This is a genomic window from Agrobacterium albertimagni AOL15, assembly GCF_000300855.1.
In the GTDB taxonomy this organism is placed as follows: Bacteria; Pseudomonadota; Alphaproteobacteria; order Rhizobiales; family Rhizobiaceae; genus Allorhizobium; species Allorhizobium albertimagni.
This window is the reverse complement of the sequence record NZ_ALJF01000014.1, coordinates 17,746-32,890: the sequence shown is the minus strand read 5'-3', so window position 1 is coordinate 32,890 and position 15,145 is coordinate 17,746. Positions and strand designations below refer to the sequence as shown.

15 protein-coding genes are annotated in these 15,145 nt (G+C 61.3%); 7 read left to right on the top strand and 8 right to left on the bottom strand.

The genetic code is table 11. The features are described from left to right. Nucleotides 1–20: 20 nt before the first annotated feature. Complete coding sequence (locus QWE_RS18595; RefSeq protein WP_006727717.1) at nucleotides 21–359, bottom strand: P-II family nitrogen regulator; 339 nt, start codon at nucleotides 357–359, stop codon at nucleotides 21–23. Nucleotides 360–710: 351 nt separating this feature from the next. Between QWE_RS18595 and QWE_RS18590 the strand changes: the two genes are divergently transcribed. After that, a complete protein-coding gene (locus tag QWE_RS18590) occupies nucleotides 711–2,201 on the top strand; it encodes an NAD(P)H-hydrate dehydratase (protein ID WP_006727716.1) in 1,491 nt (496 codons plus the stop codon). A gap of 18 nt (nucleotides 2,202–2,219) precedes the next feature. Here QWE_RS18590 and QWE_RS18585 read toward each other — a convergent pair whose 3' ends face one another. Next, nucleotides 2,220–3,914, bottom strand: a complete 1,695-nt coding sequence (locus tag QWE_RS18585; RefSeq protein WP_006727715.1) for a Na/Pi cotransporter family protein — start codon at nucleotides 3,912–3,914, stop codon at nucleotides 2,220–2,222. 119 nt (nucleotides 3,915–4,033) lie between these two features. Next, nucleotides 4,034–4,837 carry a DUF72 domain-containing protein gene (locus tag QWE_RS18580; RefSeq protein WP_006727714.1) on the bottom strand — a complete coding sequence of 268 codons (804 nt, stop codon included), beginning with the start codon at nucleotides 4,835–4,837 and terminating at the stop codon, nucleotides 4,034–4,036. A 68-nt stretch (nucleotides 4,838–4,905) separates the two neighbouring features. Here QWE_RS18580 and QWE_RS18575 point away from each other — a divergent pair, with 68 nt between their 5' ends. Both QWE_RS18575 and QWE_RS24830 read left to right on the top strand, forming a co-directional pair. Continuing rightward, nucleotides 4,906–5,178 (top strand): type II toxin-antitoxin system Phd/YefM family antitoxin, encoded by a 273-nt coding sequence (locus tag QWE_RS18575; protein WP_006727713.1) that lies wholly within the window; start codon nucleotides 4,906–4,908, stop codon nucleotides 5,176–5,178. A 127-nt stretch (nucleotides 5,179–5,305) separates the two neighbouring features. Beyond that, nucleotides 5,306–5,560, top strand: a complete 255-nt coding sequence (locus QWE_RS24830; RefSeq protein ID WP_202802996.1) for a PIN domain-containing protein — start codon at nucleotides 5,306–5,308, stop codon at nucleotides 5,558–5,560. Nucleotides 5,561–5,571: 11 nt separating this feature from the next. Here the strand turns inward: QWE_RS24830 and uvrA are convergent, their stop codons facing one another. Next, complete coding sequence (gene uvrA, locus QWE_RS18565; protein ID WP_006727711.1) at nucleotides 5,572–8,493, bottom strand: excinuclease ABC subunit UvrA; 2,922 nt, start codon at nucleotides 8,491–8,493, stop codon at nucleotides 5,572–5,574. Nucleotides 8,494–8,761: 268 nt separating this feature from the next. On the opposite strand from uvrA, the gene QWE_RS18560 reads away from it, so the two are divergent. Then, the gene (locus QWE_RS18560; RefSeq protein ID WP_006727710.1) at nucleotides 8,762–9,307 is read left to right on the top strand and encodes a single-stranded DNA-binding protein; all 546 of its coding nucleotides are present in this window, start codon (nucleotides 8,762–8,764) and stop codon (nucleotides 9,305–9,307) included. Nucleotides 9,308–9,430: 123 nt separating this feature from the next. Here QWE_RS18560 and QWE_RS18555 read toward each other — a convergent pair whose 3' ends face one another. Further along, nucleotides 9,431–10,060 (bottom strand): MarC family protein, encoded by a 630-nt coding sequence (locus QWE_RS18555; RefSeq protein WP_006727709.1) that lies wholly within the window; start codon nucleotides 10,058–10,060, stop codon nucleotides 9,431–9,433. A 195-nt stretch (nucleotides 10,061–10,255) separates the two neighbouring features. On the opposite strand from QWE_RS18555, the gene gyrA reads away from it, so the two are divergent. Continuing rightward, the gene (gene gyrA / locus QWE_RS18550) at nucleotides 10,256–13,075 is read left to right on the top strand and encodes a DNA gyrase subunit A (RefSeq protein WP_006727708.1); all 2,820 of its coding nucleotides are present in this window, start codon (nucleotides 10,256–10,258) and stop codon (nucleotides 13,073–13,075) included. Nucleotides 13,076–13,247: 172 nt separating this feature from the next. Here gyrA and QWE_RS25945 read toward each other — a convergent pair whose 3' ends face one another. The 3 genes from QWE_RS25945 to QWE_RS25335 all read right to left on the bottom strand — a co-directional run bounded on the left by QWE_RS25945 (nucleotide 13,248) and on the right by QWE_RS25335 (nucleotide 13,836). Next, the gene (locus tag QWE_RS25945) at nucleotides 13,248–13,382 is read right to left on the bottom strand and encodes a hypothetical protein (RefSeq protein ID WP_006727707.1); all 135 of its coding nucleotides are present in this window, start codon (nucleotides 13,380–13,382) and stop codon (nucleotides 13,248–13,250) included. A 59-nt stretch (nucleotides 13,383–13,441) separates the two neighbouring features. After that, a complete protein-coding gene (locus tag QWE_RS25340) occupies nucleotides 13,442–13,594 on the bottom strand; it encodes a hypothetical protein (RefSeq protein WP_157790736.1) in 153 nt (50 codons plus the stop codon). A gap of 83 nt (nucleotides 13,595–13,677) precedes the next feature. Then, on the bottom strand, nucleotides 13,678–13,836 hold the full coding sequence (locus QWE_RS25335; RefSeq protein ID WP_157790735.1) for a hypothetical protein: 159 nt from the start codon (nucleotides 13,834–13,836) through the stop codon (nucleotides 13,678–13,680). A gap of 210 nt (nucleotides 13,837–14,046) precedes the next feature. On the opposite strand from QWE_RS25335, the gene coaD reads away from it, so the two are divergent. After that, entirely contained in the window at nucleotides 14,047–14,541 is a 495-nt protein-coding gene (coaD, locus tag QWE_RS18545; protein ID WP_006727706.1) for a pantetheine-phosphate adenylyltransferase, read from the top strand. 27 nt (nucleotides 14,542–14,568) lie between these two features. Next, on the top strand, nucleotides 14,569–15,138 hold the full coding sequence (locus QWE_RS18540; RefSeq protein WP_006727705.1) for a peptidylprolyl isomerase: 570 nt from the start codon (nucleotides 14,569–14,571) through the stop codon (nucleotides 15,136–15,138). The last annotated feature ends 7 nt before the right edge of the window (nucleotides 15,139–15,145 follow it).

Here is a 15,145-nt window from a genome sequence, read left to right as displayed (position 1 = left end):
TCCCTTGGTGTCGGGTCCGATTAGATGGCGTCGATACCGGTTTCGCCGGTTCGAATGCGGACGACTTCTTCGACGTTCGAAACGAAGATTTTGCCGTCGCCGATGCGGCCCGTCTGGGCTGCATTGCGGATGGCGTCGATGACGGCCTCCACGTTTTCGTCGGCCAGTACAACTTCGACCTTCACCTTGGGCAGGAAGTCCACGACATATTCGGCGCCGCGATAGAGCTCGGTATGGCCCTTCTGGCGACCGAAACCCTTGGCTTCCGTCACGGTGATACCCTGCAAGCCGACTTCCTGAAGGGCTTCCTTCACTTCGTCGAGCTTGAAAGGCTTGATGATCGCTTCGATCTTTTTCATGAGAAAATTTCTCTCCGCTTCCTCAGTAAAGCAGGATGAGCCCCGCCCGCCGGGCTGGATGCAGGGAATGTGCCAGTTTTTCGCGAAAATCGCGCGAAAACCGACGCCTCCTCCGTCCGACAGGGCAAATCTCCTGCAAAATGACCGGAAAAGCCAGCCCGTTTCCTGCAAAATATCGATTTTCGCCAATCTTTTTTCGGGCGCAGCGAAATCACTAAGCCGCTGGCCTCTTTGCGCAATTTCTCATGCGTAAGCCTTCAAAATAGGCATTTGCATAGAAAGACATCAATCTTCTCTGCCTAAAATCGTGCAGCGTTGCGCAAGGCGTGGATTGTGCTCTAACCTTGACCCATGACCCGCCTCATCACCCAGCTCCACCCCGAGATCCTCTTGCCACCGGATGCCATGGCCCGCGTCGACGCGGCGGCCGCAAACTCGGGGATCGACAGCTTGGGGTTGATGTTGCGTGCGGGTGAGGCGGTCGCGGCAGCGGCACTTCGCCACTTTCCTGGGGCTCTTCGTTTCGTGATCCTGTGCGGGCCGGGGAACAATGGCGGCGACGGATATGTCGCGGCGTCAGCCCTGGCGCGGGCAGGCGCCGAGGTCTGCGTCTACAGTCTGGTGGAGACGGCGGCGCTCAAGGGAGATGCCGCGCGCGCGCAAACCGTTTGTCCACTTCCGGTGATGGCGATCGAAAGGTTCGAACCGAAGGCGGGCGAGGTGATCATCGATGCGCTGTTCGGTGCAGGCCTGACACGTGATCTTCCAGGCGCCGTACAGGCACTGATCCGGGCCATCCGCGAGGCGGGGCTGCCGGTGCTGGCCGTCGACCTTCCCTCCGGTATCGATGGGGCCACGGGAGAGATCAGGGGCGAAGCCTTCGAGGCAAGTCACAGCGTGACTTTCATGACCAGGAAGCCCGGTCATGTGCTGCTGCCCGGGCGACTTCATTGCGGGAGCCTCGAGGTTTTCGACATTGGCATTCCCCGGCGGATCGTCGAGGCTGAAGCTTGTTCGCTCTGGGTGAACGGGCCGGCCATCTGGGCAGGGCATGCGCGGGACAGTTCGGCGCAAGACCATAAGTACCGCCGGGGCCATGTGACGGTGTTCTCCGGTCCGCAGACGGCGACCGGGGCAGGGCGCCTGTCTGCGGAGGCTGCCTTGAGGGGAGGTGCCGGACTGGTGACGCTTGCGTCGCCACGGGAGGCGCTGGCGACCAATGCCGCCCACCTGACGGCCGTCATGCTGAGCGCGATCGACGATGCGGACGATTTGTTGGAATGGCTGGCCGACACGCGCCGCACCACGTTCGTGCTTGGCCCGGGTTTCGGTGATCGGCAGCGCGCCCGCGCGTTCGCGGAGATGATGGGCGAGGCCGGACGCAAGCTTGTACTCGATGCCGACGGCATCACTGCCTTTACGGGGGCCGCCGAGCGACTGAATGCGATTTTCAAATGCGATGAGCCGAGGCTGGTCGTCACGCCGCATGAGGGCGAATTTTCCCGTCTTTTTCCGGAGATTGCGGCGGACCGCAGCCTGGGCAAGGTGGAAAAGGCACTCGCGGCGGCCAGTGCACTAGGCGGCATTGTCGTCTACAAGGGAGCGGATACCGTGATCGCGGCGCCAGACGGGCGCGCGGCCATCGAGGAAAAGGCACCGGCAACGCTGGCGACGGCAGGATCGGGTGACGTCCTTGCCGGCATCATCGGCGCAAGGCTTGGAAACGGGATGCCGGCTTTCGAGGCGGCCTGTGCAGCTGTCTACCAGCATGGTCAGGCGGCGCTCCGTGCCGGCCGCACGCTGACGGCCGAAAACCTGATCACGCATCTCCAGCCGGATTAGCCGTCTGGGACCCCTACCTCAGAGCTCGGCCGGCTGCATGAGGCGGCTGCGCCGCAACATGCCTTCGCCCTCGAGCAGCGGATAGGCGATCGAAACGAAGAGGGAGTTGATCTCCTTCAGATCGCGCATGGTGTCGATATGCAGCGAACTCGATTCGAAACTTGCGGCATTGCCCTGACGCAGGCGCTGAAGATGGCTCTCCTCACTGATCTTCACCAGGTTGCGGATCGCTTCCTTACGGGCAACGAGCTGGCGGGCATGCTCGAGATCGCGGGTGACGAGAAGGTTGAAGGCCAGATGCGCATTCTGCACGACCTCGTTGTGCATGGCGCAGAGTTCTGCCCAGCCCTCGGCCGAGAAAGCGACGTTTCGCTCCTTCTTCTTGCGGGCGCGGGTCAGCATGTTCTGCGAGATGATGTCGGCTGCCTGCTCGATCTTGATCGTCGCGCCCAGGAGGTTCTGGCATTGCGCGGCCGAGGTCTGGTCGAGTGCCGTTGCGGAGATGCGGGCGAGGTAGAATTTGATGTCGCGATGGATCGTGTCGATCTGGTCGTCGAGCGTTTCGATCCGCTCCATCTTCTTTGGATCCCAATGCTCGAAGAGATCGAAAATACCGTCCAGCATGACTTCGGTCTTGTCGCAGACGGCCAGAACCTCGCGGGTCGCATTGGAGATTGCCTGCTGCGGATTGCCGAGATCCATGACGTTCAGGGCAGAAAGGCGATCGTCATTGGCCGGCCGTTCTTCGCTTCGGGCGAGCATGCGCTCGAGGAGGCCAGCCACAAGACCGGCAAAGGGCAGACCGAGCACCAGAACAGCGCCGTTCATCGCCAGATGCACCATGACGACGGCATCCCCGGGAAGGGCGGCAAAGACTGTCGGACTGATCGCAAACACAAACTGGGCCGCGAGCGCGATCAAAGTCATCATCCCACGGATCACGACATTGCCGAGAGGCACGATGCGGGCGTTCGGCGCAGCATTCTTGGTCAGCAGTGCAGCGATGATGGCGGCGCCGAAATTGATGCCAAGCACCAGCGGAATGATCAGCGCATCCGGCAAGAGATGCTGGTCGGCGAGCGAAGCGACCAGGAGGACGGCGGCAACGCTGGAATGGAAGGCCCAGGCGAGCAGGGCCGCGAGCGCAAAGGCGCTGATCCAGTCGCTGGCGAGATAGTTGAAGAGAACGGGCAGGATCCGGCTCTCGCGCAGCGGCTCCGACGCCTCGCCAATCAGACGCAGCGATAAGAGGAGGAGGCCAAGGCCAAACAGGATGCGGCCGATCTGGCGCCAGCCACGCGCCTCGGATGTTCGGAAAGCGACGGTGCCCGCGAGAAGCAGCACCGGAACGAGAAGCGAGAGATCGTAGCGCAGGATACGCACGACAAAGGCCGAGCCGAAGTCGGCACCAAGCAGGGTCGCCACACCGATGGCCGGCAGCACATAACCTGCTGCCGAGAAGGACGACACGATCAGGGCGACGGCGGTTGCACTTTGCAGCGCCACCGCGAACAGGAAGCCTGCGAAGGCAGCCGAAAAGCGGTTGCCGACGGCATGACGGAGCTTGTCCTTCAAAACGCCGCCATAGGCGCGCTCGATCCCGGTGCGCACCATGCGGGTCGCCCAGAGAAGCAGCGCAACGGCGCCGGCGAGATGAATAAAGACGGCAATGCCCGACATGAAAGTGCCCCGAAAATTCGAAATGGTGGACATGCACGTCCAAAACGGGAAGCATGCCGGCCGAGGTCGCGGTCTCGTCCGCGACTCTGCGACCGAGCCTAGTCCAAATTCGCCATTGTCACAAATTGATGACTGTCAGTCGGCCGGAGCGCTCAACCGAGCTTCTCTTGCAGTTCCATCGCCCCGCGGGGTGCATTCACCTTGCCGCCGGAGATGAAGAAGGCAAAGACGTCGCGAGGTTTTTGCTCTGACTTCTGGTTTTTCGCAATCAGCGGGAGATCGTCGGGAACACCGCCTGCCGCGTAGGTCTTCAGCCGTTCGGCCCAGGCATCGAGTTCCGCCGGCGGGTAACAGGTCGGGGTCTCGTCCGTGCCCTTTTGCAGCCGTGCATAGATGAAATCGGCGGTCGGATCGGCGAACATCGGATAGTCGTGATGATCGGCGCAGACGGCGGCCACGCCATGGCGCCCCAGCATCTCGATGAATTGCGGTACCTGGAAGGAGGCATGACGCGGCTCGACGACATGGGTAAGGGGGCGGCCCTCCAGGGTCTTCGGCAGAAGGGTCAGAAATGCCGCGAAATCCTCGGGCTCGAACTTCTTGGTAGCCATGAACTGCCAGAGGATCGGCCCCAGATGATCCCCGAGTTCCGCAATGCCCTGGTTCACGAATTTCTCGATCGACGGACCGGCCTCGGCCAGCACCTTACGGTTGGTGCAATAGCGGCTCGCTTTCAGCGAAAAGACGAAACCATCCGGTACCTCCGATGCCCATTTGGCGAAGGTCGCCGGCTTCTGGCTGGAATAGTAGGTGCCATTGACCTCAATCGCGGTCAGCTGACGGCTGGCATAGTCGAGCTGTCGCTTCTTCGGCAGGTCGGAGGGGTAAAAGCTGTCGTCCCAGGGATCGAAGGTCCAGCCACCGATGCCCGTGCGGATCGTACCTGACTTGGTCATGGAATGCCTCCCATTGAAGTTAGCTAGGCGATTAGCTAATATTGTAATTCGAGATTGCGGAGCGAAAGATGACGGTTGTCACCATCCACAAGGCGAAAACGGAACTCTCCAAACTCCTCGCCCGCGTCGAGGCCGGCGAGGAAATCGTGATCGCACGCGGCGATGAGCCGATTGCGAGACTGGTGCCCTTCGACAAGCAGAAGCAACCAGTACGAGGCTATGGTCGGTTCGCCCATCTGCGCGACAAGCTCCCCACAAATCTCTTTCTTGAGCCTATGTCCGAAGACGAGCTGCAAGCTTGGGAGGGCAAATACTCATTTCCGGGCGACAACGGCCAATGAGTATTCTCCTCGATACCCACGCATTTCTCTGGTGGGTTACCGCAGATCCGAGATTGAGCGCCGCAGCCAAGACGGCGATAGATGACCCAGCACACGCCGCTGCGTCAGTTCCGTCACGGCGTTCGAAATCGCCAACAAGTTCCGGATCGGTAAACTTGAAATGGCGGGCGAAATCATCGAAAGCTTCGATGCCGTTTTAGGTGACGCCGGCTTCGAAAAACTCGCCGTCACGTCCTCTCATGCACTTCTCGCCGGCCAGATTCCGTCCGGCCATAAAGATCCTTTCGACCGAATTCTGGCCGCACAAGCGAAGCTCGAAAACCTCGCTATGCTGACTATCGACCCTGCCTTCGACACCTTCGGCGTTCAACGCCTCTGGTAGGCTCCGGCGGATCACTCCGCCGCCTGCACCTTCTTCATCGGGCGCCGCTCCAGCAGCTCCTTGAGGAATTGCCCCGTATAGGACGACTCGACCTTCACCACCTCTTCGGGCGTGCCCTGGGCGACGATCTGGCCGCCGCCATCGCCACCTTCAGGACCGAAGTCGATGATATAGTCGGCGGTCTTGATGACCTCGAGATTATGCTCGATGACGACAACGGAATTCCCCTGGTTCACCAGTTCCTGCAGCATTTCCAGAAGCTTGGCGACATCGTGGAAATGCAGACCGGTGGTCGGTTCGTCGAGGATGTAGAGCGTGCGGCCGGTCGAGCGCTTCGACAGCTCCTTGGCGAGCTTGACGCGCTGCGCCTCGCCGCCCGACAGCGTGTTCGCCTGCTGGCCGACCTTGATATAGCCGAGACCGACATCGTAAAGCGCCTGCAGCTTGTCACGCACCGCCGGCACCGCCTGGAAGAACTCGACACCTTCCTCGACCGTCATGTCGAGCACGTCGGCGATCGACTTGCCCTTGAAGGTGACGTCAAGCGTCTCTCTGTTATAGCGCTTGCCGTGGCAGACGTCACAAGTGACATAGACGTCGGGCAGGAAGTGCATCTCGATCTTGATCACGCCATCGCCCTGGCAGGCCTCGCAGCGGCCGCCCTTGACGTTGAACGAGAAGCGCCCGGCCTGGTAGCCGCGTGCCTTGGCCTCCGGCAGGCCAGTAAACCAGTCGCGGATTGGCGTGAAGGCACCGGTATAGGTCGCCGGATTGGAGCGCGGTGTGCGCCCGATCGGTGACTGGTCAATGTCGATGACCTTGTCGATGAATTCGAACCCGTCGATCCGCTCGTGCTCTGCAGGATTTTCGCGCGCACCCATGACACGGCGGGCCGCCGCCTTGTAGAGCGTCTCGATCAGGAAGGTCGACTTGCCGCCACCCGACACGCCGGTGACTGCCGTGAATACGCCGAGCGGGATCGAGGCGGTGACGTTCTTGAGGTTGTTGCCCTTGGCGCCGACCACCTTGATCTGCTGGCCCTTCTTCGGCTTGCGCCGCTGGGCTGGGACACTCACACCCATCTCGCCGGTCAGGTACTTGCCCGTCAGGGATTTCGGATTGGCCATCACGTCCTGCGGCGAGCCCTGCGCGATCACCTGGCCGCCATGGATGCCAGCCGCCGGGCCGATATCGACGACGTAATCGGCGGTCAGTATCGCATCCTCGTCATGCTCGACGACGATCACGGTGTTGCCGATGTCGCGCAGATGTTTCAGCGTGTCTAGGAGCCGCGCATTATCGCGCTGGTGCAGGCCGATCGACGGCTCGTCCAGCACATAGAGAACACCCGTCAGGCCGGAGCCGATCTGCGACGCCAGACGAATGCGCTGGCTTTCGCCGCCAGACAGTGTGCCGGAATTTCGCGACATGGAGAGATAGTCGAGGCCGACATCGTTGAGGAAGCGCAGGCGCTCGCGGATTTCCTTGAGTACGCGCACGGCGATCTCGTTCTGCTTGTCGGTCAGCTTCGCCGGCAGGTCCTCGAACCAGGAGCCGGCATTGCGGATCGCCATGTTCGTCACCTGGCCGATATGCAGGCCATTGATCTTGACGGCGAGCGCTTCGGGTTTCAGGCGGAAGCCATTGCAGGCCGGGCAGGGAGCGGCCGACATGAAGCGCTCGATTTCCTCGCGCGCCCAGGCGCTGTCGGTCTCCTTCCAGCGCCGCTCGAGGTTCGGCACGATGCCCTCGAAGGTCTTGGTCGTGGTGTAGGAGCGTGCGCCGTCGGCGTAATGGAAGTCGATCTTCTCCTCGGTGCCGTGCAAAATTGCCTTCTGCGCGGCGTCAGAGAGGTCCGACCACTTCGCCGTCAGCTTGAAGCCGAAGGCCTTGCCCAGCGCTTCCAGCGTCTGGTTGTAATAAGGGGAGCTCGACTTGGCCCAGGGCGCAATCGCCCCGTCATTCAGCTTGCGATGCACTTCCGGAACGATCAGCGCTTCATCAATCTTCTGCTGCGAACCAAGGCCATCGCAGGTCGGGCAGGCGCCGAAGGGATTGTTGAAGGAGAAGAGCCGCGGCTCGATTTCCGGAATGGTGAAGCCGGAGACCGGGCAGGCGAATTTCTCCGAGAACAGCACGCGTTCATGCGTTTCGTTCAGCGACTTGTTGGCGGAGCCGCCGGCAGATGTTTCCTCTGGCGGCAGCGGCTTGTCTGCAAATTCCGCGACCGCCAGCCCGTCGGCGAGCCGAAGGCAGGTTTCGAGACTGTCAGCCAGGCGGCTCGCGATGTCAGGCCGGACAACCACGCGATCGACCACCACGTCGATATCGTGCTTGTACTTCTTGTCGAGCGTCGGGGCCTCGGCGATTTCGTAGAACTGCCCGTCGATTTTGACGCGCTGAAAGCCCTTCTTCATCAGCTCGGCGAGTTCCTTCTTGTACTCGCCCTTGCGGCCGCGGATCATCGGCGCAAGGATGTAGAGACGGGTGCCTTCCTCATAGGCGAGGATCCGGTCGACCATCTGGCTGACCGTCTGGCTCTCGATCGGAAGGCCGGTAGCCGGCGAATAGGGCACACCGACGCGGGCAAAGAGCAGGCGCATATAGTCGTAGATCTCGGTGACCGTGCCGACCGTCGAGCGCGGGTTGCGCGAGGTCGTCTTCTGCTCGATCGAGATCGCAGGCGACAGACCCTCGATCTGGTCGACGTCTGGCTTCTGCATCATCTCGAGGAACTGGCGGGCATAGGCCGAAAGGCTCTCGACGTAGCGGCGCTGCCCCTCGGCATAGATCGTGTCGAAGGCGAGCGACGACTTGCCGGAGCCGGAAAGCCCGGTCATCACGATCAGGCTGTTACGCGGCAGATCGAGGTCGATGCCCTTCAGATTGTGCTCGCGCGCACCACGGATGGAAATGGTCTTGAGTTCGCTCATGTCAGGCTCTGATCGGCAAAGGGAAGGGGACTGTCCTTGGGAGAACTGTCCTTATGTAGGCAACGGCGCCGTTGAGTCGAGGCACAAGGCGCAACGGCTGCGGAATTTCGATTCTGTTGACAGGATCATAGAGAAATACTAGAACAAATAAAGAACATTTTCGCTGTGGATTTAAGCCCGTCACCACCCACTCGCTGCAGCGGATGGGATAAGGTGGCATTTGATTGGATTTTGAACGCCGCGGCGGCGCGGCAGTAAGGTGAGTGTCATGGCTGGTAGCGTCAACAAGGTCATTCTGATCGGCAATCTCGGTGCCGATCCCGAAATTCGCCGGACCCAGGACGGCCGGCCGATCGCCAACCTGCGTATTGCGACGTCGGAAACCTGGCGCGACAAGAACAGCGGCGAACGCAAGGAAAAGACCGAATGGCATTCGGTCGTGATCTTCAACGAAGGTCTCTGCAAGGTCGCCGAACAGTATCTGAAGAAGGGCTCGACCGTTTACATCGAGGGCCAGCTCCAGACCCGCAAGTGGCAGGATCAGAGCGGCGCCGACCGTTATTCGACGGAAGTCGTTCTGCAGGGCTTCAACGGCAATCTGACCATGCTCGGCGGTCGCGGTGATGGCGGCGGCGCTTCGCGTGGCGGCAATGACTTCGGCGGTGCCGACTACGGTGGCGGCGGTGGTGGTTATGACGGCGGTTACGGTTCGCCGGCGCCTTCGCGTGGCGGCGCGTCGGGCGGCGCAAGCCGTGGCGGCAGCGCTCCTTCCGGCGGCTTCTCGCGTGACCTGGACGACGACATTCCGTTCTGAGAACCATACCGGACTTGATGAAAAATGGGGGCTACGGCCCCCATAATCGTTTGCGGTTGATGCTGGTTTTCAGTTCTTTTCCGGAAGTGAGTTCGGCAATTGGCGAATTGCCTGTCGGGCACGTCAGCCGGCGAAGGCGGACTTGATACCGTCGACGACGAATTGGACCGAAAGGGCCGCCAGCAGGACGCCAAGCAGGCGCGTCAGCAGCGCGCGACCAGTCACGCCGAGGAACTTGTTGAGCCGTTCGGCAAGGTAGAGCGAGACCAAGACGAGGCCGAGCACCACGGCGATGACGGCAATCAGCTGCAGCTTACCGAGCCAGCCCTCAACGGTTCCCGAGATCAGCACCGTCGCCGATATGGCTCCGGGGCCGGCGATCAAGGGAATGGCGAGCGGGAAGACGGCGAGGTTGTGGATGTGATCCTTGGTGATCGCGTCACCGGTCGTCTTTTCCTTCCGCTCGTTGCGCTTTTCGAAAATCATCTCGAAGGCGATGGCAAACAGCATCAGGCCACCCGCGATGCGAAAGGCGCCCATGGAAATGCCGAGCGCGCTGAGGATGCTGGCGCCGAACAGCGCAAACACCGTCAGAATGGCAAAGCCCATCACCGAGCCACGCAAGGCCACTTGCTGGCGCTGGGCGCGGGTCATGCCCTGGGTGAGGCCGAGGAAGAGAGGGGCAAGCCCTGGCGGGTCGACGGTGACCAGCAGGGTGGTAAAGGCGCTGATCATCGTTTCTGTCATGGCCATGGCGTGTCATTCTCCTGTTCGAGCGCCCATAAAGCCGAAGCGCTGGTAGGCTTGCAAGCGGCGCACCCAAGATATTGAGGAAAATGCCTTTCCGCAGCCGCAAAAGCCTGTTTATAACCGGGCTCGAAATTGGCGCTTTCGCGTATGTTCCGCTATAGATTTCCCAGTGATTCCGAACAGAGATCGTGACCTGATTTGACTGAGCAAAGCACTCCCGGCGGCGGCAAGTTTCCGTCTGACATCCAGCCGATTTCCATCATGGAGGAAATGCAGCGGTCGTATCTCGATTACGCGATGAGCGTCATCGTGAGCCGCGCGCTGCCTGACGTGCGCGACGGCCTGAAGCCGGTGCATCGCCGCATCCTTTACGGCATGAACGAGCTCGGCCTCGACTGGAACAAGAAATACGTCAAGAGCGCCCGCGTCACCGGTGACGTCATGGGTAAGTATCACCCGCATGGCGACTCCGCGATCTACGACGCGCTGGCCCGCATGGCGCAGCCCTGGTCGCTGCGCATGCCGCTCATCGACGGCCAGGGCAATTTCGGCTCTGTCGATGGCGACCCGCCGGCTGCCCAGCGTTACACGGAATGCCGCCTTCAGAAGGTCTCGCACGCGCTGCTCGACGACCTCGACAAGGAAACGGTCGATTTCCGCGACAACTATGACGGCACGATGTCGGAGCCGGTCGTCGTTCCCGCGAAGTTCCCGAACCTTCTGGTCAATGGTGCGGGCGGTATCGCCGTCGGCATGGCGACCAATATCCCGCCGCACAACCTGGTTGAGGTTCTCGACGGCTGCACGGCGCTGATCGACAATCCGGCGATCGAGCTGCCGGAACTGATGCAGATCATTCCGGGTCCCGACTTCCCGACCGGATCCATGATTCTCGGCCGTTCGGGCATACGCTCGGCCTATGAGACGGGTCGCGGTTCCGTGGTCCAGCGCGGCGTCGCCCGCGTCGAGCCTATGCGCGGCGACCGCGAGCAGATCATCATCACCGAGATCCCCTACCAGGTGAACAAGTCGACGATGATCGAGAAGATGGCCGAACTCGTGCGCGAAAAGCGCATCGAGGGCATCTCGGACCTCCGCGACGAATCCGACCGCGACGGCTACCGCGTCGTCATCGAGTTGAAGCGCGACGCCAATGCCGATGTCATCCTGAACCAGCTCTATCGTTACACCCCGCTGCAGACCTCTTTCGGCTGCAACATGGTGGCGCTGAACGGCGGCAAGCCGGAGCAGCTGACCCTGCTCGACATGCTCAGGGCCTTCGTCAATTTCCGCGAGGAAGTCGTCAGCCGCCGCACCAAGTATCTGCTGCGCAAGGCGCGTGACCGCGCCCATGTCTTGGTCGGTCTCGCGATCGCCGTCGCCAATATTGACGAAGTCATTGCGCTGATCCGCAAGGCGCCGGATCCGGCAACCGCGCGCGAACAGCTGATGACCCGCCGCTGGCCGGCCCATGATGTCGAATCGCTGATCCGCCTGATCGACGATCCGCGTCACCGGATCAACGAGGACCTGACCTACAATCTCTCGGAAGAGCAGGCCCGCGCCATCCTCGAACTGCGTCTCGCGCGCCTGACGGCACTCGGACGCGACGAGATCGATGAAGAGCTGAACAAGATCGGCGCGGAGATTTCGGATTATCTCGACATCCTGTCGTCGCGCGTTCGCATCCAGCAGATCATCAAGGATGAATTCGCCGCGATCCGCGACGAGTTCGGCACGCCGCGCCGCACCCAGATCGTCGATGGCGGTCCCGATATGGACGACGAGGATCTGATCGCCCGTGAAGAGATGGTGGTCACCGTTTCGCATGCCGGCTACATCAAGCGCGTGCCGCTCACCACCTACCGTGCCCAGCGCCGCGGCGGCAAGGGTCGCTCCGGCATGGCGATGAAGGACGAGGATTTCGCGACCCGCCTGTTCGTCGCCAACACCCATACGCCGGTTCTGTTCTTCTCGTCGCGCGGCATCGTCTACAAGGAAAAGGTCTGGCGCCTGCCGATCGGCACTCCGACGTCGCGTGGCAAGGCCATGATCAACATGTTCCCGCTGGAGCCCGGCGAGCGCATCACCTCGATCATGCCGCTGCCCGAGGACGAGGCGAGCTGGGGCAACCTCGACGTCATGTTCTCGACGACCCGTGGCACGGTTCGCCGCAACAAGCTCTCGGACTTCATCCAGGTCAACCGCAACGGCAAGATCGCCATGAAGCTTGAGGAGGAGGGCGACCAGATCCTCGGCGTCGAGACCTGCACCGAACATGATGACGTGCTGCTGACGACGGCGCTTGGTCAGGCAATCCGCTTCCCGGTCGATGAAGTGCGTGTCTTTGCCGGCCGCAATTCGATCGGTGTGCGCGGCCTGACGCTGGCCGACGGCGACCGTCTGATCTCGATGACCATCTTGGCCCATGTCGATGCGGAACCATGGCAGCGTGCGGCCTATCTCAAGCGCTCTGCCGCCGAGCGTCGCGCCATGGGCGTCGACGAGGACGATATCGCTCTGGTTGGCGAAGAAGTCGGTGCCGAGGGCGAACTTTCGGAAGAGCGCTATCAGGAGCTCAAGGCCCGCGAGCAGTTCGTGCTCACGGTCTCGGAGAAGGGCTTCGGCAAGCGCTCATCGTCCTACGATTTCCGCACCTCCGGCCGCGGCGGCAAGGGCATCCGCGCCACCGACACGTCGAAGACTGCGGAGATCGGCGAATTGGTTGCGGCCTTCCCGGTCGAGGAAACCGACCAGCTTATGCTCGTCTCGGATGGCGGACAGCTGATCCGCGTGCCGGTCAATGGCATCCGCATCGCCAGCCGCGCCACCAAGGGCGTGACGATCTTCTCGACCGCCAAGGATGAGAAGGTTGTTTCGGTCGAGCGCATTACCGAACCGGAAAGCGACGACGAGGTTGCGGAAGCCGCCGAGAACGTCGAGATCGATGGCGAGGCGACTGTCGCTCCGGCTGATGTTGCTGATGGCGAAGGCGGTGGCGAGACCCCGACGGAATGATGTGGAACCGGCCCTAAAGGGCCGGTCTCTCCATTTGTAGAGTGTCAAACGAAAAGCCCGCCGGATCTTGGATCCGAGCGGGCTTTTTGCTGGAGGTCTGCATCAAGTTCGATGCGGTCTTATTTTTGGGCCGGCGTGTGGATCCACCGACTGTGACCGCTTGGGATCGGTCTCAGAATGCCTTGCGGCGCTCCATCATGGCCCGGAAATCGTCGTTTTCGCGCTTCAGTGCCGTGATCGCCGAGGCGACCGAGGCTACGAACATGCCGCTGATCAAAGCAGCCAGAACGGACAGGGTGATAAACATGTCATTCCTTTCTTTCTCAGCGTGGCGTTGCGTTTCTAGCGGCGAAAACTCACTTCCGATTAATGGCCGAAGCTATGGTAACGGGCCGTCATCGGGGGGCCGTAGAATGCAGCGTCACTGCTGTCCTTGACGTAAAAGGTTGCAGAGGTGGCAACCATGGCAGTCATCATCATCATCCATACGAGGTTGATCAGGGTAACCTTGTCATGCATTGCTTTAGTCCTTTGAATGCCGGCATTCGCTGCCGTAAAATGCTTGCGTGCGGAAATAGTTCCCGCACAGTGTAGGAAGAGGTTTACCGGGCGATGCCTGAAGTCCTCTTGAACGTGCTGTTCATCTGGCGTTCATCTTCGCAGTCCAGCGGCGACTGCTCCATCCAGTCCCGCGCAACCATCAGTCCAAGTTCGATAAGCAGAGACGCAGCGATGGCGGAAGCGATCAGAAGAGCGAGCATGGGAACGTCCTTGGTCTGTCTCGGTTTGGTTGACGATACAAAGCTATCGCGATTGGACTGAAGCGCCCTTGAATGGCGCGTTCATCTGCGGTTCAGCGGTCTGGCCGGGTGCCCGGGTCGATTAAGGCGTGACAAAGGCCCGCTCTGAGAGTGCTTGCGATCAGCCGGCTTCCGTGACAAAAGGCGGGCGAAACCAACAGACGGGTTCTCATGGCGACCGCATTTTATCCTGGCTCTTTCGATCCGATGACCAACGGCCACCTGGACGTACTCGTTCAGGCGTTGAACATCGCCGATCGTCTGGTGGTCGCGATCGGGACGCATCCGGGAAAGACACCGCTGTTCGCCTATGAAGAGCGCGCCCATCTGATACGTCAATCGCTGGCCGCGGTTCTGCCTGACAGGGCAGGGGACCTCGAGGTGGTGTCCTTTGCGGATCTCGCCGTCGATGCGGCCCGCCGGCATGGCGCGCGCATCATGGTGCGCGGCCTGCGCGACGGGACCGATTTTGACTACGAAATGCAGCTTGCCGGCATGAATGCGACCATGGCGCCGGAGGTGCAGACCATCTTCTTGCCGGCAGCCACCGGCTCGCGGCCCATAACGGCCACATTGGTTCGCCAGATCGCCGCCATGGGTGGCGATGTCGGTGCCTTCGTACCCGCGCCGGTGCTTGCCGCCCTCAATTCCAGATACGGCCGCTGAGCCGCAATTTTCAGAACGGGAGTGATCATGAAGCTCGTCCAACTCGCAACCGCATTCCTCCTGGCTGTCGCCGGCTTCGGCTCCGCCCAGGCCCAGTCCAACGAGGACTTCCTGACCATCCAGCTGAAGGACGGCCCGGTCGTGATCCAGCTGATGCCTGACGTTGCACCGAAGCATGTCGCACAGATCAAGGAACTCGCTTCCAAGGGCGAATACGACAATGTCGCCTTTCACCGCGTGATCGAAGGCTTCATGGCCCAGACCGGTGACGTGCAGTTCGGCGACATGGAAAACGGCTTCGAGCCGGGTCGTGCCGGTACCGGCGGTTCGAGCCTGCCCGACATCGAGGCTGAATTCTCGAGCGTTCCCTTCGAGCGCGGCACCGTCGGCATGGCACGCAGCCAGGACCCGAACTCTGCCAATTCGCAGTTCTTCATCATGTTCGCCGAAGGCGGCTTCCTGAATGGCCAGTACACGGTTGTCGGCAAGGTCGTGGCCGGCATGGAATATGTCGACAAGATCAAGCGCGGCGAAGGCGGCAATGGCGAAGTGACCGATCCCGATCGCATGATCAAGGTCACCGTCGGCCGCAACTGATATCTAA

What these genes read in the sequence shown, in the direction of transcription:
- QWE_RS18590 (WP_006727716.1), top strand. Translation starts at nt 711, where the DNA reads ATGACCCGCCTCATCACCCAGCTCCACCCCGAGATCCTCTTGCCACCG.
- QWE_RS18555 (WP_006727709.1), bottom strand. Translation starts at nt 10,060, where the DNA reads ATGGCCATGACAGAAACGATGATCAGCGCCTTTACCACCCTGCTGGTC.
- QWE_RS18560 (WP_006727710.1), top strand. Translation starts at nt 8,762, where the DNA reads ATGGCTGGTAGCGTCAACAAGGTCATTCTGATCGGCAATCTCGGTGCC.
- coaD (WP_006727706.1), top strand. Translation starts at nt 14,047, where the DNA reads ATGGCGACCGCATTTTATCCTGGCTCTTTCGATCCGATGACCAACGGC.
- QWE_RS18575 (WP_006727713.1), top strand. Translation starts at nt 4,906, where the DNA reads ATGACGGTTGTCACCATCCACAAGGCGAAAACGGAACTCTCCAAACTC.
- QWE_RS18580 (WP_006727714.1), bottom strand. Translation starts at nt 4,837, where the DNA reads ATGACCAAGTCAGGTACGATCCGCACGGGCATCGGTGGCTGGACCTTC.
- QWE_RS25945 (WP_006727707.1), bottom strand. Translation starts at nt 13,382, where the DNA reads ATGTTTATCACCCTGTCCGTTCTGGCTGCTTTGATCAGCGGCATGTTC.
- uvrA (WP_006727711.1), bottom strand. Translation starts at nt 8,493, where the DNA reads ATGAGCGAACTCAAGACCATTTCCATCCGTGGTGCGCGCGAGCACAAT.
- QWE_RS18585 (WP_006727715.1), bottom strand. Translation starts at nt 3,914, where the DNA reads ATGTCCACCATTTCGAATTTTCGGGGCACTTTCATGTCGGGCATTGCC.
- QWE_RS18540 (WP_006727705.1), top strand. Translation starts at nt 14,569, where the DNA reads ATGAAGCTCGTCCAACTCGCAACCGCATTCCTCCTGGCTGTCGCCGGC.
- QWE_RS18595 (WP_006727717.1), bottom strand. Translation starts at nt 359, where the DNA reads ATGAAAAAGATCGAAGCGATCATCAAGCCTTTCAAGCTCGACGAAGTG.
- QWE_RS25335 (WP_157790735.1), bottom strand. Translation starts at nt 13,836, where the DNA reads ATGCTCGCTCTTCTGATCGCTTCCGCCATCGCTGCGTCTCTGCTTATC.
- QWE_RS25340 (WP_157790736.1), bottom strand. Translation starts at nt 13,594, where the DNA reads ATGCATGACAAGGTTACCCTGATCAACCTCGTATGGATGATGATGATG.